Here is a 21,685-nt window from a genome sequence, read left to right as displayed (position 1 = left end):
ATGAAAAACAGATTCGCAAAAAAATTAATTCTGGCGCTATTAATATCGTTCCTTTTTATACCCACAAGCTGTAAAAAAGGATATTTTGATACCGTACCAGATAATATCAATACCATAGATAAAGTATTTTCTAACAGGGCCAATACCGAACGCTGGTTCTTTAGCCTGTATGCAGGTATACAGGATATATGGGATCAACCTTATGGTTATCAGTATGCGGGCACTAGCGATGAGCTGGAATATGCCAACTGGGGAACAGGTAACGCCTTAACCATCAATTCTGGAGCAGTTACCAGCGATAATTCGCCAACACGTTTCGAAACCTATTACCAATTGATCCGGAACATTAACATTTTTCTGGAGCGGGTTGATGAGTGTAAGGAGCTTTTAGACCAACAGAATGGTGAATCTATTGTAAAAGAATATAAAGGAGAAGCACGTTTTTTAAGGGCCTACTATCACTGGTTACTAATGAAAGAAGTAGGTCCAGCAGCCATTGCACCCCTGGTTTCGGGTTTGCCAAATGATAACTTTCAAATTCCAAGGAGTTCTTGGGATGAATGCGTAAAGTTTGTGCTGAATGAAATGCGTGCATCGGAAGCAAGCCTAACGAGCCTGCACCTTACTGGCTCCAATACCGTTGATGATTATCAGGTTGGCCGGATTACGCTACCCATAGCAGCAGCAATTGAAGCGCAGGTTTTACTGGCGCATGCCAGCCCGCTATTTAACGGAAATTCAGAATTCGCAGATTGGAAGAACTTTGATGGAAAGCAATTATTTAACCAAACTTATGATCCTACCCGTTGGGCGGCTGCAGCCGAAGCAATGAAAAGAGCCATTGATCTGAATGTAGCCCAGGGCCATAAACTTTTTATAAAACAAAATGCCAACTTATTTCTTCAGGGATTTAATTCGACCAGGGATATGTTTTGGGATGGCTGGAAAGAAGAAGGTATTTGGCTAAGAAGGGCAACCAATATACATTCTGGTTGGTCTCAGCACTGTGCGCCAAAAAATTCCTTGTCTGGCAATGGCTGGAATGGTATTGGTGTGTTACAGGAACTTGTTGATGATTTCAGAATGGCAGACGGGCGTACAATTAAAGAAACGCCTTCATATAACGAAACAACTTTCACCAACACTGCAACACCTTATTATTCTGCAGGTACGAATAATATGTATGTCGGAAGAGAACCCCGTTTTTATGTCGATGTAACCTTTAGCGGATCAGTAATACCAGTGGTTCCTGCAGCAGGGCAAACTTATGTTACTTATTATTCTACAGCAGCATCGGGCAAAAAAGCAAACGCACGGGATTATCCAAAAACAGGGTATACAGCCAGAAAAAACATTCACCCAAATACCAATTTAAGTACAGGAAGTAATCCTGCCCGCCCCGCTATGCTGATAAGAATGGCTGAACTGTATTTAAGTTATGCAGAGGCTTTAAACGAATCGCAGCCAGGTAATGCCGATGTATTAAAATACCTGAATGATGTACGTACACGCGGAGGGATACCAGAAATCCCTGCAGACCTCGGCCAGATAGAAATGCGGAAACAAATCCGCCTGGAAAGGCGAATCGAGCTCTGCTACGAATCAGGTCTCAGGTTCTGGGATGTACGCCGGTGGAAAATCCCAGATGAAACCGGTTCAAAACAAGGTGGCGATTTTTACGGCATGAATATGGACGCGGGCACTTCTTTGTCTGACCCGACCTTTTACAAACGGGTGGTTGCAACCTCCAGGGTACTGTGGCAACGTAAATTTTATTTCCTCCCTTATCGTCAGAATGAAATGGACAGAAACAAACAAATTGTTCAGCTTCCAGGGTACTAACTTAAAACGATATTATATGAAACTATATAAAATATTATCCTGTATCATAGCTGTTCTTACAGCTATGAGTGCATGTAAGAAAGAAGATGCATACCTTGAAAAATCAGACACTAAAGAAAATGCGCTGGTGTATGTTTCCAGACAAGCCAATGCACAAAAAATAACCATTTATCCTACAAAGGACACTGTTGTATCCTATGATTTTGGTGCATCTTTCGCCGCCGTAGGTTTGCCGCTAAACAATATTACGGTGAAATTTAAGATAGATGATAAGGCCTTTGATAGTGTAAATGTTGTACGTACCAGTCAAAACCTTACACCCTATTTGAAACTCCCTGTAAGTGCTTATACTATTAGCGGTCTGGATGTAACCATATCAAGCGGAGCAATTACTTCCAACCTGGCTTCCTTAAAATACAACTCTAAAAACCTGGACCCCAACAAAGTATATATGTTGCCGATCAGTATTATTGATGCTTCTGGATATAAGATCAATCCTTTGTTAAAAACAATGTTTATTACTTCTGTGACGTATAAGGCGCCCGAGATTCTTGCAGACAGAACGGGGTGGGCGCTTACCGCATCAAGCACTCAGCCTGGCGATGGATCACTTACTAGTGTAATTGATGGCGATCTGGCAACTTTTTGGCATTCGCAATATTCACCCACCGTTTTACCATACCCGCATTGGATCCAGGTGGATATGCTTACACTAACTAATGTAACAAGTATATCTATGGCTCCCCGCAACAACAACAATACAGGGTTTACCAAATTTAACCTGAAAGGAAGTGTTGATGGCATCATTTGGACTAATCTTTTAACAGCCAAAGCCATGGACCCCAATTTAAAAGCTTTACAGAACTATGAGCTCGATGCCCCCACTAAAGTAAGATTCCTGAAGTTAGAAATGACCGAAGGGCCTCAGGATTATACACATTTAGCCGAATTTCAGGTTTTTAAAGTAAAATAAATATTAACGAATAATATAGCGATCTTCTTAAAATCCATCTGGATTAAGAATAAGCTTTAACAATAAAAAAGTCCCGATTTTCATCGGGACTTTTCAATTTATCCTCTACCACCTCTTGATGGTCTTCCACTTTCACCACCTCCTCTTTGTTGTGGCGCTTCCGATCTTCTTTGTTCTTGTCTCTGTTGTTGTTCCTGAGCCCTTTGTTGTTGAGCTTGAGCATCACGTTGTGCTCTTTCTTGCTGTTGTTGCTGGGCTTGTTGTGCACGTTGTTGCTGCATCTGCGCATCACGCTGTGCCCTTTCTTGTTGCTGAGCTTGAGCCTGTTGTGCACGTTGCTGCTGCATTTGCTCATTACGTTGTTGTTGCATCTGTGCATCACGTTGAGCCCTTTCTTGTTGTTGAGCCTGAGCCTGTTGTGCACGCTGCTGTTGCATCTGCTCATTACGTTGTTGCTGTACCTGAGCATCACGTTGTGTGCGTTGTTGTTGCAATTGCTCGTTACGCTGTGCTCTCTGCTCCTCCATTTGAGCTGCACGTTGTTGCTGATCTATCTGGCCACGTTGTTGCGTCTGAATATCGCGCTGTGCACGTTGCTGATCTTGGCTCATACGGTCTTGTTGCATACGTTGCTGCCTCATCTGCTCAAAACGTTGCTGATCTTGACCACGGTTTACGTTTTCTTGTCCGTTTCTTCCGTCAACTCCATTGGCATTGCCACGGCTAGCACGCCCATTAGCATCTCTGTTATAAACTTCGCCCCTGTTACTAGGCTGATTATTATCTCTGCTTATGGTACCGTTATTCCTATCAGGTTGCACAGTACGGTTATCTCTTCTCGATCCAAAACGGTTATCGTTATTATTACCGTCTCTTTGATCGCGATTGGTATAACCTTCATTCCTTCCTCCTCTGCTAATACCCGCATTACCTTGTTCAAATCTTCTTGGTGCCGCATTACGGTTATCTACTGAATTACGTTCAGGCCTTGGTCTGTAGATAGAAACCTCTCTACCACCAACCCTGCTTGCGCCAGGTCTTGAACTTTGGGCATAACGATAAACAGTTACATCTCTATTGGTTGCACGTCTGATATCTTCAACCCTTGGACCACCATAATATGTTCTTCTGTTATAAACATAAGTATTATTGATAATGGTGGTGTTTCGGATATATACATTGTTACGACCGTAATCGTACCTTGGGAAGGTATTGATATAAATATTACGCTGTGGAATAAAGTTCCAGCAAAATTCTGGTACCACATAACGGCGGCCAAAACTTAAGTTGATACTAATGCTTGGCGCCATTGGTGCCCATCCGTAGTAACCATCACCGCTTCTCCAATCTACCCATGCTGGTCCCCAATTGGTATCTGGCAACCAGATCCATTGCCTGTAACTGTTAATTACCCAACGGCCGTAGTGGAAAGGTGCCCAGCCCCAATCGTAATTGGAAACCCAGGTATTACCATATTCGGTCATTGCCCAACGTCCATTTGTATAATATGGCCGAAATTCGCTTTGATCTACATCAGGGCGCCAAACATATCCATATTGTGGGTCTTGTATCCAGGTGCCATAAGGCGAAAGTTCATCGTAAAAAGTCTGTAAAGAAATATTGCCAGTGCTGTAACCATCATCCTGGTAATCATTTTGGTAGTCTTGTGCCCTGACAAGGGTTGTGGTTCCGGCAAGGAGCCCAAATAGCCCCAGCACAAGTGCCGTAGATTTCAGTGTTTTCATTTGTGTGTTTTATTTTAATAACCTAATCTGTATGTATCAATTAGAGAACCAAAATTATCGAGGGTTTAATATGCAAGCATAGTTTTCGCATTTTCCCTCAAATATTGCCATACAAGGCATATTTAACTAATATTTAACGTTTTAAGCCAAGTTTAATTGTGCAGAAAATAAGTCAGTCAGAAATAAAATTTGCTACACCTTTGCTTACAAAAGAGATTATATTGCCAGTTCTATCAACTTTAGAACTTAAATTCTATTTATTGTGAGTATTTTTGTAGCATGCAAAAAGGCACTTTATACCTTATTCCCGTACCATTGGCTGAAGAGGTAGCACACAAAACTTTTACCCCTTATTTGGTTGATACCATTAACCAGATTGATACTTACATTGTAGAAAATAGTAAAACAGCCCGTCGCTTTTTAAAAGAGGCAGGTTTAAAAACACCACAGAAAGATTTAATTGTGCACGATTATGGTAAACATAACCGGACAGATTTAGGTCAGTTTTTTGTTGAGCTTGCGGCCGGAAAAGACGTAGGTTTAATGAGCGAAGCTGGTTGCCCTGGCATTGCAGATCCTGGGGCAGATATTGTTGCCGAAGCACATAAACGCGGTATTAAAGTAGTGCCACTGGTAGGACCAAGCTCAATTTTACTGGCCCTAATGGCCTCAGGTTTTAACGGACAGAGTTTCGCTTTTTGGGGTTATTTACCGATTGATAAAGAGCAACGTACCAAACGGATTAAAGATTTAGATTTATCGGCAAGCCGTTACAAACAAACACAGATATTCATCGAAACACCTTTTCGCAACAACCAGCTTTTTGAAGAAGTACTAAAAAGCTGCAAGCCCAATACACAGGTTTGCGTAGCCAGCAACCTCACCGCAGAGGATGAATTTATTAAAACCCAAAGTGTTTACAATTGGCGCAAGGAGGAAATAGACCTGCATAAGCAGCCAACTATATTTTTGTTGTACTAGGCGGCTCAATAGTCATTGGTTCAGTTGTTCATTGGTAATTTTAAATAGTTAACTAATGCCATGCGTTTAAACCCTAACTAATTGGCTTATTGGCAACTGTAAATTACATATTGCTTAACTGGTTAAACCTAACTCAAAAAAAATCAAAACATATCCAATCCCACATTGGTTGTTGTTATAGCGCTCTGCTATTTATTTACCAAATCTTTGAGTTATGAAAAATACGAACACACCAAAAAACAATCCAACAGTTCAGGGCAGTTCAATAGCCGATCGGGCTAACCACGATGTTAAAACAGATAAAAAAATCCAGGGAATAACCAATGGTGGCGGACAACGGTCAGATCAAACGTCCAATAAAGACAACCAAAGAAAATACGATAATAAAAAATAATTGAAGGTAACTTAATATTAAAAAAGGGCTTGTCTGAAGATTCACGTTGAATGAGATTTTCTGACAAGCCGTTACTAACGAATAGCAGCTTTATTTCGCCATTACATTATAGAAGTTATAATCCGTCATTGGAGCGCCTGTTATCCCTAAATTATGGCAAATGGTAATAATTTGACCACGGTGGTAGGTACTATGGTTGAAAACGTGTAATACATATTCAAAATTCTGAAAATCTGAAGTAAACCAAGGGCTTTGAATTTCCGTTTTCTGGTTAAACCTATCTTCGCTGATTGCGGTAATATAAACGGCTAAATTTTCTGACTGTTTCAACAGTGCATCAAAAGTATCATTCAAACTTCCATATTCCCGAAATTCGAATTCGGTTTTAGTAAGAATTGAATACCAATATTCTTGCGTCTGTAAAATATGGGCGAGCGTTAACTTTACACTTTTAAAACTCGATAATACTTCTTGCTCCAATAACTCTTCTGGATAATTTTTTAACCAATTTACCAAGGTTAAGTTTGCCCAGAAATTATAGTTTGCATAATTTTTCATTAAATACACAAGGGAAGTTTCTTCCATTGTTTCTGCGAATAATTGTTCCTGTATCATGTTTTTTTGTTTTAGTTATACAAAGAAAACACAGACCACTGACAACCCTATGGCAGTGTAAAATCAGAATAAAAAATATTTTTTATCAGGTTTAATATTTGATATTGCTATGATTTAAAATTCATTTATCGCAGCAAAAAAACACATAACAATTTCTACATATCTAAAATATTACCTGTAAAAACAGATTGTTTGTGTAAATTTTTAAATACAACAATAGCTTTAAACAGCCACGCCGAGCGCCAGTTAAGTTTTCGTGTAAAATTCGTGGTTTGCTTAAAATTCATGTAACACGTTCTGTTACATTTGTTTCATCAGCTCTTAAGGATTAACTAACCGCTTTACCAATGAAAAAAAACCTAAAAAAAATCGCAATTGTAGCGATGGTTGCAGTTGCAATTGCTGCATGTAAAAAAAACCAGGAAACATCAACACCAGAACCACAAGAAACTGTAAAAAATGCCGATAAGGTTTTACAGCACATTAAAAATCTAGGATTCCCCGAGTCGAGTATTGTAGATAATGGAAATGAATATATCGTTGAAGAAGATATTATATTTCCTAAAAACATGGAAATTACGACTAATGGTGCTGGACCGAAAACAGAGCAGTATTATACCGGAAGTATAGTAAACAGCACTAATAAGCTAAATATCAGAGTTTTTGTAGATCCATCTATGACTTCAATGAGCAGCGAAATTAATAATGCCATTGCACAATGGAATGGTGTGCCCGGTTCTACACTACGTCTTAATATTGTAACCTCAGCACCTTATGATATACTGATCAAAGATGAAAATTTAGGTTCGGGTGTTTGTGGCCAGGGGCAGTTCCCATCGGGAGGAAGCGCAGGTGCTTTAATCAAAATTAATAAAAGTTACATTGCGGGTAATTCGTTTGCTCAAAGGGCGAGAACAATATGCCATGAGTTTGGTCACTGTATTTCTTTCAGGCATACCAACTGGGCAGCGCAAGGCGAATCAACTGCAACAAATGTTCCTGGTGTTACTGGAACAGATGCGCTATCACTTATGAATGGTGGCCAATGTGGCTCAGGTGCAACAGTATTATCTCAAAAAGATAAAGACGCAACCGCAGTTTTATATTAAACCCAAAATAATCAATTAACCTAAACTAAATCCTTAAACCTGCTGAAGATGAGCTCGGGTACCCAAGCGGTACCTGGGCTTATTCTTTAGCTAAAGCAATGATGTCTTTGCCCTCCAAAATCCGTCTTTCACCATGATGGCTCAAGGTATTGATCATTGCCTGTGCCAGCTCGGCCATGGTACAGAAACCACTTGGGTAAATGGCCCTTCCAATAGGAAACAGCCAATTGATATAAGCATAAAATTTATGAGCGTATTTTTGTCCTGGCAAAGGTTTAATAAAACCCGGTCGAAAATTAAACACCTGAGCGAAAGGTAATTTCATCAAATCGTTTTCAGTTTCCCCCTTTACCTGGGCCCATTTTAAACGCCCATTCGCATTGGTTCCACCTCCAGAAACATAACAGAAAGTCATATCAGCGTTCAGCTTGCTTAACGTTTCGGCAACATGCATGGTTAGGGTATGAGTCATTTTATAATAAGTATCGCCATCAACACCTACTGAGGTAATTCCCAAACAAAAGAAACAGGCATTGTAACCCGAAAGCTGATTTTCAATCTGCGAAAAATCAAAGAAATCAGAATGGATTATCTCTTTTAGTTTTGAATGGGTATAACCACAAGGCTTACGATTGATTACTAAAATATGATCAATTTCAGGACTGTTTAAGCATTGCATCAATACACCTTCGCCAACCATTCCTGTAGCACCTGTGATGATAACATTATTCTGAGTTCTGGTTTTTCCCATGATATGATTTGCTTAATTAACAAAAACTTAAAAGAAAGCGCTTTGTTTCGCCACGAAGGTAATATAATAAAAAAGAGCAACTGATTAGGTTGCTCTGATAAAGTTATTTTATATTGGCTTTCATTTGATAATCTTTAGGTGGTTCTGCACCTAAAAGATGTTGTACAAAGTAATCCCAACGGCGGCGTGTCATATAAGGCGAGTAATCGCCATAACCATGCGCACTATTTGGGAAAATAACCAGATCGAAAGATTTGTTTGCTTTTTCTAATGCTTCCACAACTAATAGCGTGTTGTAAGGTGGCACATTGTCATCCATCATGCCATGTACCAACATCAGTTTTCCTTTTAAGTTTTTAGCATAGTTTTGGTTGGCCTGTGCTTCATAATCAGAATTTTCTACCAAACCATTGTAACGCTCGCCCCAATCATCCTCATAGTTTCTGTTATCGTGATTACCCGATTCTGAAATCCCCACTTTAAAGAAATCCGGATAGCGGAACATGGCAGCAGCAGTGGCAAAACCACCGCCCGAGTGCCCCCAGATTCCTACTTTAGTTGTATCAATAGGATAATTGGCAGAAAGCTGTCTGATAGCTGCAATCTGGTCAGGCAAGGTATTCTCGGCCATATTGCCATAACTCATATCATGAAAACTTTTAGAGCGGTCTGGATTGCTGGTTCCTTCTATTACCACTACAATAAAGCCCAGCTCGGCCAAGGCCTGATTATCGCCTCTCGAAGCAGCAAAAGACCAGCTGCCTACACTACCACCCTGAGGCCCCGGATAAATATAATCGATAACCGGATATTTCTGCCCTGGGTCCATTTTGGTTGGTGTAAAAATCAGTCCATAGATATCGGTTTTACCATCCTTGGCCTTAACAGTAACCGGAATAGGTGCTTTCCAACCTGTGGCGGCTAACCTCGATACATCTGTTTTCTCTAAGGTATTGATCAGTTTACCGTTGATACTTCTTAAAACGGTAATGGCAGGTACATCAGGTTGTGAATAAGTATCTACAAAATATTCGAAAGATGGAGAAAATACCACCTGATGATTGCCTTCTTCCGGGGTTAGCAATGCCAGATTTTTCCCATCGAAGCCGATTTTGTACAAATGACTGAAATAAGGGTTTCCTTTTTCGCGACCATTGGCCATGAAGTAAAGCGTGCGAGTTTTTTCGTCTACTTTAATTAAACGGGTAACTACGAAATCGCCTTTGGTAATCTGGTTTTTTAATTTGCCGTTACTTGAATCATATAAATAAAGATGACCCCAGTTATCTCTTTCCGAATACCAGATAATCTCTTTAGACGCTGGAAGGTAACGCCAGTTGATAGCGCCATGACCAGATTCGTACTGTGTTTTTACGGTTTCTTCGAAAACTTCGCGAACGGCACCCGTTGTGGTATTGGCAATACGGAATTTTTCATTTTTATGATCGCGGGAGGTAGACAGGAATGCCACTTCTGTGCCATCGGCTTTCCAATCGATATCATCAAAAGTACCACTACTCGAAATATCATCACTTAAGGTAGCACGGTGTTGATCTGCGGGAATATTTAATGAAACCATTTTTGCGTTTTCTACATCAATCACAACTCTTCTAATCGTTGCAATCTGTTTATCGCCAGGCAAAGGATATTTCCAGGCTTTTAACACAGGCGCCCCCACATTGGTGGTTACGAGGTACATATCTTTCGAATTCCGTTGGTCTTGTTGAAAAGTGGTGATCTTTTTCGAATCGGGCGACCAGCGCAAAATTGGTGCATCGCTATGTTTCCATCCGGCATTATCGGTAGCATAACCGTAATCTTTAATACCGTCCGTGGTTAATTGTGTTAATTTCCCGGTGGCTACATCCTTAACAAAGAGGTTATAATCTTTAATTAAAATGGCTTTTTTCCCATCAGGAGATAAAACTTCATTACGGTTAGCTCCCCGGCGTGATGGTATTGCACCGCCTTTATAATCGGTGGTTAAAGTCTTGGTTTTCTTTACCGGATCTACCAAAAAAGTCTGTTCGGTATCATTCATTTTAGTGGTGTACCAGAATTTATCGCCGTCCAGCCAGTTAGGCTGCACACTGGCGTGGTCTATATACTTTGCGGTGTTATAGCCCATAAAACTTTCTGCTCTTTCGTAATCTTTAACGGTTAAAGCTTTCTGCTGAGCATTTGCTGTAATGGCCAAAGTACAAGCCGTTACAGTAAGCCAATATTTATTCATCATGTTAGTTAATCTTGCGATAAAAATAAGACTGTTTTCACAAACGATTGGTATTAATCGTGATACAAAATTTTGAGGTGTATGATCTGTTTAACTGCAAAGAGCATAAAGAAAAAAAGCAAATACCACAAAGTTAGATTTTTCTTTGTGCGTAACCCACGCCCCGTACTAACATCAACATCTATCTTTTTAAAGATCCTTCACCGCGCTCAGAATGATAAATCACAAATTAATTGGCTCATAACTCCGGACTAAAGACTCCAGGCTTAATTATAAAATCTTTACGTATCCATCCGTTCCGTTCAACCTGATACGCTGCCCATCTTTGATCAGCTTGGTGGCATTTTCTACACCCACAACAGCTGGTAGGCCATATTCTCTTGCGATTACAGCGCCATGCGTCATTAATCCGCCAACTTCGGTAATCAGACCTTTTATTGAAACGAACAAAGGTGTCCAACTGGGGTCTGTAAAGGGGGTAACGAGTATATCTCCATCTTCCAGGCTGGCATCTTCCATATTTAGGATTACGCGGGCCCTCCCTTCAATTACGCCAGAAGAAACCGCTAAGCCTACAATAGCGTCGGCCGGAAGATTTTCGCGTTTATATTTACCCCTGATAATTTCTCCATCGGATGTAATTACCCTTGGCGGAATTAATTTTTCGTCCTGTTTAAATGCTTCTTTTCGTTTGTTTACAAGCTGAATATCTAATTTATTGGTGCTTACAACTTCATGTAATTCCTTAAAAGTGAGATAATAAATATCTTCCCGCTCATTGATCACTTCGGCTTTTAAGAGTTGTTCGGCTTCTTTCAGTAGGGCTTGCTTATAAATGAAGAAGCGGTTAACAATTCCATATTTTGGGTATTCGCGATAACCTGCAAAGTTCCGGAGCAGGTTAATCATTTGTTTTGTTTCCTTTACTTTTTGTTCGCCCTCTGGCAATAGCGTCAGTTTAGCCAATAATTCGTTTTCCTTTTTAAAAGCTTCCTGTTGCCCCTGCTCAAATTTTCGTTTGCCCGCATTAGGCTCAAAATTCTTGATGTTGCTAAGAACCAGGGGAATGAGTGTTAGTGGTTTTTCGCTCCAACGTGTGTTGGTAATATCAATTTCTCCGGCACACCGCATTCCATATTTTTCGAGATAAGCATAGATAGCGTCCTGGGTTTCCTTGCCTCCATCAAATTGAGTCAGCTCATCTAAAAAATTATCATCCCTTGCGTCTTGTAAATAATTAATTACCTCAGGATAAGGACGGATCACATCTGCAACATCCAATAGTGCCAGGCCCATTTCTGATGTGATATTGTTAGGCGCCGACTGAGATAGTGTGTCTGCCGGATTCTTTTCACCTAGCCATTCGTCCATCTTTTCATTGATCCACACTGAAGCATTCATCGCGGCGATGATCACCCCCATATGTTTCGAATCAAATATCATCTTCTTTGATTGCGCGATGTCTTCAAGAATAAAATCAAATAAATCCGGTCCCGATTTTATTTGGATATTTTGCCTAAGTGTTGCTACCGATGCCTCATTCTGTTTAATCAGATCAGCAACAATTGCCGGATCGCTTCCTATTTGCGCTAAAATGGCTTCAGCCGACATCCCTCTAGTGCTTTTAACCAGCACTGGTTCGTTTCCATCATCAGGTAACGATTTTAGAAAATCACCCCGTTCTGTAATGGTGATCAATGCATCCTTAATGAGCGGATCGTGTTGCCCCATTGCATCTAATAAATTTACCCTGCCAGTAGGCGTAATCAAACTATCCGTTACATCAACAAACAACCTCGCCCCGGCACTAAACATTGGTCTGGCAGCTCTTAATTGCCATAATGATAGTCCTAGTGGCTTCATGGCATCAGTCATCATTTGTTGATGGCCAACCGATATATACACATGATTTTCAACATCTTTTGTTTCTGGAATGGGGTATAAAGTGGTAATTGGCCTACTCTGCACCATATAAAAGATATCATCAAGCAAACACCATTCAATATCTTGAGGTTGGCCAAAATGTGTTTCGATCTTCCTGCCCAATTGCTCAAGCTCTAAAATCTGTTCACCTGTAAGCACCTGCCTATTTTGTGCTTCTACCGAAAGCTCCACAGCTCTTGTTCCCCCATTTTTCAAGGCATAAATAGCAAGTTTCTTGGTTGTTATTTTTTTATTGATAATCCGGCCATTGCAGACCTGATAATTATCGGCATTTACCAGACCCGAAACCAATGCTTCACCAAGTCCAAAACTGGCATCGATGGATAAGATTTTCCGATTTCCTGAAACCGGATCTGCTGTAAATAAGATGCCTGCTGCCTGCGGAAAAATCATTTTCTGAACAATGACAGATAATTGCACTTTCCGATGGTCAAAACCGTTCTGGAGGCGATAAATTACCGCCCTATCGGTAAACAATGATGCCCAGCACTTGCTGATATGTTTTAAGATGGCTGTTTTTCCGATAATGTTCAGATAGGTATCCTGCTGCCCCGCAAAAGATGCTGTTGGAAGGTCTTCGGCGGTAGCACTAGATCGCACAGCAAAAGCTTCATATTTGTCAAAATCAGCAAGATACTTTCCGATCTCTTCGACAGTATCTTCCGGAATGGATATGTTTTCAATAAGTGCCCTAATTTTGGCGCTGGTTTTACTAACCGCCTGCAGATCTCCTGTTTTGAGCTGGCTCAACCCATCCAATAAATTATTAAGTGCCTTATTGCTTCCTGTTATTTCTTTATAGGCTTCGGTGCTTATGCAAAAGCCCCGTGGCACTTGCATCCCGTCAATTTTGGATAGCTCGCCAAGATTGGCACCTTTGCCCCCAACTTCTAAAATATCAGACCTGTCGATTTCATGAAAACCAGTTACGTATGTGCTCATATCATTTCCTTTTTTATCTGGGAGAAATTTTGTCTCTTCACCCTACACTAAAACATCTTTAAACTTTGTTTATCAATGCTTTAACTGCATTTTTAACAGAGACGAAAAGTCAAAAGTATAAGGTATAACACACGAAAACAACGTTTTTCGACTATATTTTTCCAGGCGCAATAATGGGAGAAGTATTGGCGTTATCCTTACAACAAAGCGGCAATAATTGAACAGATTTCTTTATGTTCCTGAATTTTCCCGGTAAGGAACGCCGTTACTAATATGAGATCTGCAGGTTTGCCGAAATAGGGAGCCATGGTAAGCTACCCTCCACTTAAATCCGTAACCACAGCGGTTTCCCGGAAGGAAAGTGGGCAGCTTTTCATGAGCATTAAATTTTGTGATCATCTATGATGATGATCTTCATTCATCGGAATTCACCATCACCTGCAAATCGCTGAATTTCCATACCTAGTCCATTCATATTATGAACGCAAAATATAGCTTATAGCAGCAAATATGATCAGGCTATTGTTTTACTATTTTGAATTCCGTCCTTCTGTTTAACTGATGCTCGGCAGCAGTACATTGTACCCCATTTGTACATTTATTTAACAATCTGGTTTCTCCGTAACCAACAGCTGTAATCCTGTTTTTACTTATTCCCCTATCTATAATATATTGCACTGCAGCATCTGCCCTTCTTTGTGATAATGCCAGGTTGTAGGCATCATTTCCACGACTATCGGTATGTGAGCCTAGTTCAATCCAAATCGTTGGATTGTCAGTCATAATTTTAACCAGCTTATCTAATTCAATCGTCGCATCTGCACGGATATTCGATTTATCGAAGTCATAATAAATATTTTCCAGTTTAATCGCTTTATTGATTTCAATCGCCTCCAGATATAAGTGTTTTTTAATCTCTGTTGATGCAGTAAGACCAATAGTGGTTAACGAATCTCCATCACTTCTATAATTGGTCTTCTCCCCTTTTAGTCCATAATCAGACGCTCTCTCAAGATTAAACCTGAACCTACCGTTTTCATCCGTTTCTACTTTTAATGTTGAACCACCTGTTTTGTTTAGTGTAACAATGGTATTGCCAAGCGGCTGTCCAGTGGTTTTATTATAAACCGTTCCAGTCAATTTAAAGGCCAGAATTAATTGTTGGGTAAAGCTGTAAATATCATCTTCACCTGAACCATCAATACGGTTAGAGGATAAAAATCCTGTTGTTGCAGTACTTAAATTGAAGGTAAAATCATCCTGGGGAGAATTAACCGGGTAACCCATGTTCTGAGGTTCTGATATCTTTCCGCCAATTAGTTTGGCACTAAAAATATCCAGACCACCCATGCCTACCCGTCCATCACTACTGAAATAAAAATTATTATCACCGTCAAAAGATGGGTTTCTTTCGTTGCCCTCCGTATTAATCTCTGTTAAATTAATTGGCAGTCCCCAATCACCCTCAGCTGTTTTCTGGCAAACATACAGATCAGTTCCACCTTTGCCACCCGGCCTGTTTGAACTAAAATATAAGCTTTGTTCATCTGTGCTGATAAAAGGATCGCCTACAGAATATTGATTTACATTATTGTATTTAAAAGCTACGGGAGTACCCCATTTTCCTGAAGCATCTTTTTTGCTGCTATAAATCTCGATGTTAACCGTAGCTTGCTTTCCTTTTAGGATTTTAACTTTTGTGTAATCTAATTGCGCTGGAATCCTCGTAAGCGTGAAATACATTTCACCTCCATTTTGAGTAAAGCTTGCAGGACCAACATGGTAATCTGTTCCTGTCCCGATTGGAAATAATGCGATGCTATCTGCACCGGTTTTGGTGTAAAGCTTAAGGTAATGATTCCCTGTCCAGCCATATATGGTTTTATTGGGTGCTTTCGAACCATCGAATTTTAAAAATGGCTTATTCCCGCTTTGTTCGTCTTTACCTTTTAAGCCCCTGTCTGAGGAGAATACGATCATTCCTTTTTGCATCACTGCCCCCCAATCTGATTGTGGGCTGTTTAATGATTTTTCATTATTGATTACAACGGATTTCGGTTCTTTCATCCAGTACATCGCCGAATCGCAGGAACGCAACCACATACTTTTTAATGAAGGGTTAAGATTTTTATTTAAATCTGCATAATTATTATACTGAATCTTAGCTTCGCTGTATTTTGAATTACTTTGCAATGCTTTTGCATACGCCAAAGTATTTTCTGCCGGGCTTTTTTCCATTCCTGCAGCGATCGCGTACCAGCTTTCGGTTTGCTTATAATTACGTTGGTAGTTATAACAGGCCGCTAACCGTTCGGCAGCATGTAGTGTTGCTTTTTTCTTATAAGCCTGCTCGTAAAGATCAATTGCTTTATCGTAATTATATTGCTCAAACGCTCGATCAGCCTCATTTAATACATACTGTGCTGTTGCTGAAAAAGAGCATAACATACTGAACAGGATCAGTGATAGTTTTTTATATCTCATTGGTTAATTTAAATTTGAAATTTTGGAATCATACAACCTGATTCCGATCATCGCGAATCTCATCCTTCAGAGCATAAGCTTAACATCTAAAAATATCTTGGCGTAACCATCCTCAGGCTTTTCCTATTAAAGAAATAACCGATCGAAATCTCATGGGTACCGCCACTATACCCCTGCAAAGGTCCGATAGAGAAATCGTAAGCATAACCAATCCGTAAATTGCTGCTTGCAAAAAACTGCGCTGCCACAACTCCTGAATTTAAGTTGCTCAAATCTTTCTGGAGATAACTTTTATCGTACAACTTTACGCCCGTACGGTAAGAACCGCCCAGCCATACTTTATCTGCAATGATAAAGAAAGCATTAACGTCTAAACTCGTTGGTCCTCCACGGTCATCCTTCAATAAAAACGAAGGCTTCAACTGCAGGTCTTCATTAATCGGCAACAACATCCCCGCGGTTAAATAATAGTGTGGTTTGGGTTGTGCAATAAAAGCATAGCGGTCAATATCGATATACTGCGAAACCAGGTTATCCGCTGATAAACCTGCATAAAAGCGGTTGTTCGAAAAGTAAACCCCGGCACGTGCATCGGGTACAATTGTACTCTGAATACCTACTGGCTGGTTCACTTCAAAGTCGTTTGGGTTTAACATTGATCCATCAATTCCCAATTGTACCGCTCCAACACCCACTCCAAAGGCTAGCCTCGAGGAGCCATCCGAGTTCATCGGAATCCGGTAAGCGTAGTTTGCATAGGCCGATAGGTTGCGCTGCGCACCGATCCTATCGCTTGAAATCTGTAAGGCCAAACCAACATTGCCATTGTTTGCAATTGCATCTACCGCGATAGACATGGTGGTGGGCGAACCTTCAATACCCGTCCACTGGTTACGGTAAAACGCGTGAAGGTTTAACTGTTCCTTATAACCTGCATACGCCGGGTTAATGTAAATCCCGTTAAACATGTACTGGCTAAACTGGGCATCCTGCTGGGCTTTAGCCAGCAGTACGCTTATCGTTAGTATCGTTAGTATGAATATCTTTTTCATTTATTATCTTAATTATGGGCTTGCCTGAATGAGCGTTAGTTAAAAATGTGTTCTGTTTGTTTAACCATTCAGCATCCAATCCTTAATCCTATTTCTTAAATGCCCTGATCAAAGTAATGTAGCCTTTAAACACCTGCCACTCTGCCCCTGCTAATTCCTTTACCCGAAGTACATAAAAATAAGTACCTTCATTCAAGCCCTCGCCTGTCCAGTTGTTCTGGTAGCCTGTGGCTTTATAAACCTCGTTGCCCCATCGGTTAACAATAATCAAATCATTCTCCTCAAATAGTTCCAATCCACGGATCTCGAAGGTATCGTTCGTGCCATCGCCGTTTGGTGTATATAAATTAGGGATAAACAAGGTAGCGCCCGAAACATTAAGTTTGGTAAAGTAACCGCCATTTGCTGCCATATCGGTGGCAAGGGCTACATTGTTGCGTGTATGTACACCCACGCCAGGGTTAGTCCCCTTTAAGATATCCCATTTTTCACCGCTTAAGTAACGTGCAATTGCTGCATTGGCATCTTTAAACAAACTTCCGTTGGTGTTGCTGTTGTGCTGTAAAATCATGTTTGCAGTAAGCGATGGGGAACCATAAATGTGCCACACACGGTCCATGCCCAAAGCCGGGTTTTTAATCGCCTTGTTTGCGCCTGCATAATCCTGAACGCTTACAAACAATTTGCCTACACTGCCCGGGCTTAAAGTAGCAGGCGTATAATCTCCTTCTTCAATACCCACAGGAAACACAAAACCATCGCTGCCTGCATAATCTTTTATCATGTGACCGTTAATGCTGTTGCCGGTAACAACCATCCTCGATTTGCTGTAGTTCTCAATTTTACCTGAACTGTTAAAAGCTAGGTTGTGTCCGTTTAGGATAATATCTGCACGGTCTGCCGCTAAATCCAAAGTACCGCCAATGTTCAGCTCTGCCGATAAGGCGCCTGTAGGGTTGGCCGTTTTGTAACCCGGATCGGAAACATCGGCAAGCAGGATATTCTCCTCATTGCGGTGCTCAATAATCAGGTTGATGAAATTACCGTTGTTTCCATCAATCTTTGTCTGACCGGAAGCCATACCAGGATAAAATGGATTTGCCCCAGGATTATAAATCACAATTTTTCCCAATCCCTTAAAAACTGCGCCCGGGGCAATCCATATTTTTTTACTCCATATTTCAAGTGTTCCGTCAATTGTCCAGTTTGCCTCCGGTCCGAAATAGCTCTCCTCAGAGAAGCGTTGCTCTGTGGTACCAGCGGCGATATTAACCGTTGAATTATCGACAGTCATACTGCCTGTCCCGGTTTGGGCCATGGCACCAAAACCGGAAAGCATCAATAAGGTTGATATTAATATTTTTATAGAATGGCTTGACATTTGAACGATAATTAATTTTGATTACTTGGTGAGGGCAGCATAGGATTTGTTATTACCTGGCACTTTCTCACACTAAAATAAATTGTTGCTACTCCTGATCGGAAACTTTCATCTCCGTAAGGCTGATTGGATCCATTGTTTTTACCTTTTATTTTATAGGCTATAGATGCTGTACCAACAAAACCTGCTTTGGGTGTAAAAGTTACCTTTCCGGTAGCAGGAGCATATATGAATGTACCTTGTGCATTAGTTACAGAAAAAGGATTCGTTTCCGGGGTTTCATCTGCTTTAAGAAATTGAAACGCATTAAAATCTATATTAGCCGATGAACCGGTAGGTGGGCCGTTTACAGGCCCTGTGTAGGCAACATCATTGGCATAAGGATCTACAATAACCGGAGTATTTTTACAGGTTGCAGCATTATCATCAGCAGCTTCTGCCGCATAAGGCAAAGAAACACTTAGTTTCCATATTTTATGAATATCGGTTAACCCTCCTGTTGTTGCGGCAAAACCCATTCTAAAATTTGCAGGAACCCGACTATCTATGGTATTTAAAGTATTGGCTCCCTGAATATCAGAAGTATTATAATCAGTTGATTGGGGGTTTGCATTTTCAGTATAATTCATATTGGCATCAGCCCTGTACCAGTAATTATCAATTACCGTAGTCACTGTGTTTTGATGCTGTATTTTAACTGTTACATCAAAACCGCCACCAGCGTTTGGTATCAATTCAATAAAGGCTTTTCTATAATTCGGATCATTTGGATCTGTAGTATAAGCTCCAGACCTTAAATTAAAATTATCAGCTATCCCACCTAAATAACTATAACCACCGGCTGTTGTAAGTACTGCGCCTCCTCTGGTTACAGAAGTAGGGGAAAGCGTACCCTGAGTTCTTAATACCGGATACCCGGTCCGCCCAAGTTCTCTACCATAATTATCTATAAATTTTCCTTTTGCTCCTCTTAAAGTTACGTGACTCATTGCATTTGACCAGGTTACTCCGGAAATACCATTGAGACGGGCATCACCCTGAAAAGGGGCGTTTTTAAAGTTTCCATAAGAATCAAAGGCAATGCCTAAATAGGCTCCGCTAAGCCCATCTTTTCGCTCTGCGCTATATAAATCTCTCGCTCTTAAATATGCATATCCCATACCACGACCTTTAGCCCCAATTACTGGCGTAATAGATGCATCATATAAAAAAAGTAACAGCCCATCAGCACCTGTACCTCCATATATAGCATACTCAAAAGAAATTTTAATCCCTACTGAGGTATTAAATTGCTTGTCATTAATAAAAACTGCACCAAATTGAGCAGTTTGAGCAGGCGTTAATTGTAATCCTGTAGTGGTAAAGGTAGCGGCATTTGTTCCAGCGCCTGTAGGCTTAGTTACCTCAGCGGGTTGGGTAGTTGACAAAAATGATTGATTGTATGGAAAATCGCCAAATAATTGCGCATTTACCTGCTTAACATTAGCTACTATTAAAAATAAGGCTAAGCTAATCGCCATTTTTAATTTTTTTGAAGGACAAATAATGTCCTTCAAAAAATTAATAGATATAATAACTTGAATTTTCATTTCTTTATTTATTAAAATATTAATCCTTTACCTTGAATACAATATTCATAAATGAAGCTTCAGTTGCTACTGCAGTAGATTTAACTGTATAAGAAATCACACCTGCCGCAGATATCGTGACCGTATTGAATACATTATTATCAAAATAGGTTACAAAATAATCCAGATCAGCTGGTGCTAGAACCGGTAATGATGAACTTGCATTACTTCTCGCCTGATTTGGAGCCGAAGTAAATCCAAACTGCTGCGAATAAAATGTATAAATATTTAAAGTTCTGGTTCCGGTTAATGGTATTCCGTTAGCATCGTGTGTAGGAACAACTACCGATGGTGCATAGAAAAACTTAGGCATTGCTGCTTTAACCTGTTTTAATACACCTGAACTTGGATCAGCTACAACAATGCGATCCGCAGTTGAAGTATATGAGGATCCATTAAAGCTATAGGTATTATTGCCAGTTTGCAAGCCTGCCAACGCAAGCGTATTCGTAACGTCTGCAATAACAATAGTTGGCTTAATTAGCGGTCCGCTAAGCTGCACTACGCCATTAGTCACTGTTAATCCGTTATTTGCACTGGTAGCCGTTAGAACATCAGTTGGTGCCAATAATAAACCGCCATCTGTACCCACTTTTAAAATATTAGGCGTATTAGCACTTTTCAATTGGGCTGTTACTGCCGTTGTGGCCTCATTGGTATAAGTAATTGCGCCAGTCGTAGTATTTTGACTTAAAGTTGTAGTCGGTGTATTGATTTTATATGGTGTCGCAGTTGTTCCATTTCCTGTGACTGTTGTATTAAGGCCATCAATTATTAAACCTGTACCGCCCTGAGCACCTGTTGCACCTACCGGACCCGTTGCTCCCGTATCTCCCTTATCACCTTTCAAGCCTTGAGCACCTGTTGCACCAGCAGGACCGGTTGCCCCTACATCGCCTTTGTCACCTTTCACACCCTGAATGCCCTGTGCACCAGCAGCACCTGTAGCGCCAGTGGGACCAGTTGCACCTATATCTCCCTTATCACCTTTTAAACCTTGAGCACCAGTTGCACCTGCAGGACCTGTAGCGCCAGTAAGACCCGTTGCACCTACATCGCCCTTGTCACCTTTCACACCCTGAATGCCTTGTGCACCAGCAGCACCTGTAGCGCCCGTAGGACCCGTTGCACCTATATCTCCCTTATCGCCTTTTAAACCTTGAGCACCAGTTGCTCCAGTAGGACCAGTTGCACCTATATCTCCCTTATCACCTTTTAAACCTTGAGCACCAGTTGCTCCAGCAGGACCCATTGCGCCTATATCTCCCTTATCGCCTTTTAAACCTTGAGCACCAGTTGCTCCAGCAGGACCCGTTGCACCTACATCTCCCTTATCACCTTTTAAACCTTGAGCACCAGTTGCTCCAGCAGGACCCATTGCGCCTATATCTCCCTTATCGCCTTTTAAACCTTGAGCACCAGTTGCTCCAGCAGGACCCGTTGCACCTACATCTCCCTTATCACCTTTTAAACCTTGAGCACCAGTTGCACCAGCAGGACCCATTGCGCCTATATCTCCCTTATCGCCTTTTAAACCTTGAGCACCAGTTGCTCCAGCAGGACCCGTTGCACCTACATCTCCCTTATCACCTTTTAAACCTTGAGCACCAG

At 40.9% G+C, this 21,685-nt stretch carries 14 protein-coding genes and 1 pseudogene; 5 read left to right on the top strand and 10 right to left on the bottom strand.

Features of this window, described 5'->3' with window-relative positions:
• The gene (locus HDC90_RS08085) at positions 1-1,842 is read left to right on the top strand and encodes a RagB/SusD family nutrient uptake outer membrane protein (RefSeq protein WP_184465460.1); all 1,842 of its coding nucleotides are present in this window, start codon (positions 1-3) and stop codon (positions 1,840-1,842) included.
• 16 nt (positions 1,843-1,858) lie between these two features.
• Positions 1,859-2,815 (top strand): discoidin domain-containing protein, encoded by a 957-nt coding sequence (locus HDC90_RS08080; RefSeq protein ID WP_184465459.1) that lies wholly within the window; start codon positions 1,859-1,861, stop codon positions 2,813-2,815.
• 98 nt (positions 2,816-2,913) lie between these two features.
• Here HDC90_RS08080 and HDC90_RS08075 read toward each other — a convergent pair whose 3' ends face one another.
• Complete coding sequence (locus HDC90_RS08075; RefSeq protein ID WP_184465458.1) at positions 2,914-4,560, bottom strand: DUF6600 domain-containing protein; 1,647 nt, start codon at positions 4,558-4,560, stop codon at positions 2,914-2,916.
• 279 nt (positions 4,561-4,839) lie between these two features.
• Between HDC90_RS08075 and HDC90_RS08070 the strand changes: the two genes are divergently transcribed.
• Complete coding sequence (locus HDC90_RS08070; RefSeq protein ID WP_029274984.1) at positions 4,840-5,541, top strand: SAM-dependent methyltransferase; 702 nt, start codon at positions 4,840-4,842, stop codon at positions 5,539-5,541.
• Between the two features lie 214 nt (positions 5,542-5,755).
• Positions 5,756-5,935 (top strand): hypothetical protein, encoded by a 180-nt coding sequence (locus HDC90_RS08065; RefSeq protein ID WP_184465457.1) that lies wholly within the window; start codon positions 5,756-5,758, stop codon positions 5,933-5,935.
• 90 nt (positions 5,936-6,025) lie between these two features.
• On the opposite strand, the gene HDC90_RS08060 is transcribed toward HDC90_RS08065, so the two are convergent.
• Positions 6,026-6,550, bottom strand: coding sequence for a DinB family protein (locus tag HDC90_RS08060; protein WP_221451817.1), 525 nt, complete (start codon positions 6,548-6,550; stop codon positions 6,026-6,028).
• 347 nt (positions 6,551-6,897) lie between these two features.
• Here HDC90_RS08060 and HDC90_RS08055 point away from each other — a divergent pair, with 347 nt between their 5' ends.
• On the top strand, positions 6,898-7,659 hold the full coding sequence (locus HDC90_RS08055) for a M57 family metalloprotease (protein ID WP_184465456.1): 762 nt from the start codon (positions 6,898-6,900) through the stop codon (positions 7,657-7,659).
• A 79-nt stretch (positions 7,660-7,738) separates the two neighbouring features.
• On the opposite strand, the gene HDC90_RS08050 is transcribed toward HDC90_RS08055, so the two are convergent.
• The 8 genes and pseudogenes from HDC90_RS08050 to HDC90_RS25615 all read right to left on the bottom strand — a co-directional run.
• Positions 7,739-8,410: an NAD-dependent epimerase/dehydratase family protein gene (locus tag HDC90_RS08050; protein ID WP_184465455.1), complete on the bottom strand. Its 672-nt coding sequence runs from the start codon at positions 8,408-8,410 to the stop codon at positions 7,739-7,741.
• Between the two features lie 103 nt (positions 8,411-8,513).
• Positions 8,514-10,646 (bottom strand): S9 family peptidase, encoded by a 2,133-nt coding sequence (locus tag HDC90_RS08045; RefSeq protein WP_255497554.1) that lies wholly within the window; start codon positions 10,644-10,646, stop codon positions 8,514-8,516.
• A gap of 267 nt (positions 10,647-10,913) precedes the next feature.
• Complete coding sequence (ppsA, locus tag HDC90_RS08040; RefSeq protein ID WP_184465454.1) at positions 10,914-13,529, bottom strand: phosphoenolpyruvate synthase; 2,616 nt, start codon at positions 13,527-13,529, stop codon at positions 10,914-10,916.
• Between the two features lie 519 nt (positions 13,530-14,048).
• Positions 14,049-16,013, bottom strand: a complete 1,965-nt coding sequence (locus HDC90_RS08035; RefSeq protein ID WP_184465453.1) for an OmpA family protein — start codon at positions 16,011-16,013, stop codon at positions 14,049-14,051.
• Between the two features lie 86 nt (positions 16,014-16,099).
• Positions 16,100-17,065: a type IX secretion system membrane protein PorP/SprF gene (locus HDC90_RS08030; RefSeq protein ID WP_184465452.1), complete on the bottom strand. Its 966-nt coding sequence runs from the start codon at positions 17,063-17,065 to the stop codon at positions 16,100-16,102.
• 88 nt (positions 17,066-17,153) lie between these two features.
• Positions 17,154-18,446, bottom strand: a complete 1,293-nt coding sequence (locus HDC90_RS25500; protein WP_255497553.1) for a gliding motility-associated C-terminal domain-containing protein — start codon at positions 18,444-18,446, stop codon at positions 17,154-17,156.
• 11 nt (positions 18,447-18,457) lie between these two features.
• Positions 18,458-19,966, bottom strand: coding sequence for an Ig-like domain-containing protein (locus tag HDC90_RS08020; RefSeq protein WP_184465451.1), 1,509 nt, complete (start codon positions 19,964-19,966; stop codon positions 18,458-18,460).
• Positions 19,967-20,054: 88 nt separating this feature from the next.
• A pseudogene (locus HDC90_RS25615) lies at positions 20,055-21,685 on the bottom strand (collagen-like protein); the annotation flags it as partial.

Origin of the sequence: Pedobacter sp. AK013, from assembly GCF_014205835.1 — a bacterium.
GTDB lineage: Bacteria > Bacteroidota > Bacteroidia > Sphingobacteriales > Sphingobacteriaceae > Pedobacter.
The sequence above is the reverse complement of the archived record's forward strand: the minus strand, read 5'-3'. Positions and strand labels throughout refer to the sequence as shown.

What these genes read in the sequence shown, in the direction of transcription:
- HDC90_RS08085 (WP_184465460.1), top strand. Translation starts at nt 1, where the DNA reads ATGAAAAACAGATTCGCAAAAAAATTAATTCTGGCGCTATTAATATCG.
- HDC90_RS08080 (WP_184465459.1), top strand. Translation starts at nt 1,859, where the DNA reads ATGAAACTATATAAAATATTATCCTGTATCATAGCTGTTCTTACAGCT.
- HDC90_RS08075 (WP_184465458.1), bottom strand. Translation starts at nt 4,560, where the DNA reads ATGAAAACACTGAAATCTACGGCACTTGTGCTGGGGCTATTTGGGCTC.
- HDC90_RS08070 (WP_029274984.1), top strand. Translation starts at nt 4,840, where the DNA reads ATGCAAAAAGGCACTTTATACCTTATTCCCGTACCATTGGCTGAAGAG.
- HDC90_RS08065 (WP_184465457.1), top strand. Translation starts at nt 5,756, where the DNA reads ATGAAAAATACGAACACACCAAAAAACAATCCAACAGTTCAGGGCAGT.
- HDC90_RS08060 (WP_221451817.1), bottom strand. Translation starts at nt 6,550, where the DNA reads ATGATACAGGAACAATTATTCGCAGAAACAATGGAAGAAACTTCCCTT.
- HDC90_RS08055 (WP_184465456.1), top strand. Translation starts at nt 6,898, where the DNA reads ATGAAAAAAAACCTAAAAAAAATCGCAATTGTAGCGATGGTTGCAGTT.
- HDC90_RS08050 (WP_184465455.1), bottom strand. Translation starts at nt 8,410, where the DNA reads ATGGGAAAAACCAGAACTCAGAATAATGTTATCATCACAGGTGCTACA.
- HDC90_RS08045 (WP_255497554.1), bottom strand. Translation starts at nt 10,646, where the DNA reads ATGATGAATAAATATTGGCTTACTGTAACGGCTTGTACTTTGGCCATT.
- ppsA (WP_184465454.1), bottom strand. Translation starts at nt 13,529, where the DNA reads ATGAGCACATACGTAACTGGTTTTCATGAAATCGACAGGTCTGATATT.
- HDC90_RS08035 (WP_184465453.1), bottom strand. Translation starts at nt 16,013, where the DNA reads ATGAGATATAAAAAACTATCACTGATCCTGTTCAGTATGTTATGCTCT.
- HDC90_RS08030 (WP_184465452.1), bottom strand. Translation starts at nt 17,065, where the DNA reads ATGAAAAAGATATTCATACTAACGATACTAACGATAAGCGTACTGCTG.
- HDC90_RS25500 (WP_255497553.1), bottom strand. Translation starts at nt 18,446, where the DNA reads ATGTCAAGCCATTCTATAAAAATATTAATATCAACCTTATTGATGCTT.
- HDC90_RS08020 (WP_184465451.1), bottom strand. Translation starts at nt 19,966, where the DNA reads ATGGCGATTAGCTTAGCCTTATTTTTAATAGTAGCTAATGTTAAGCAG.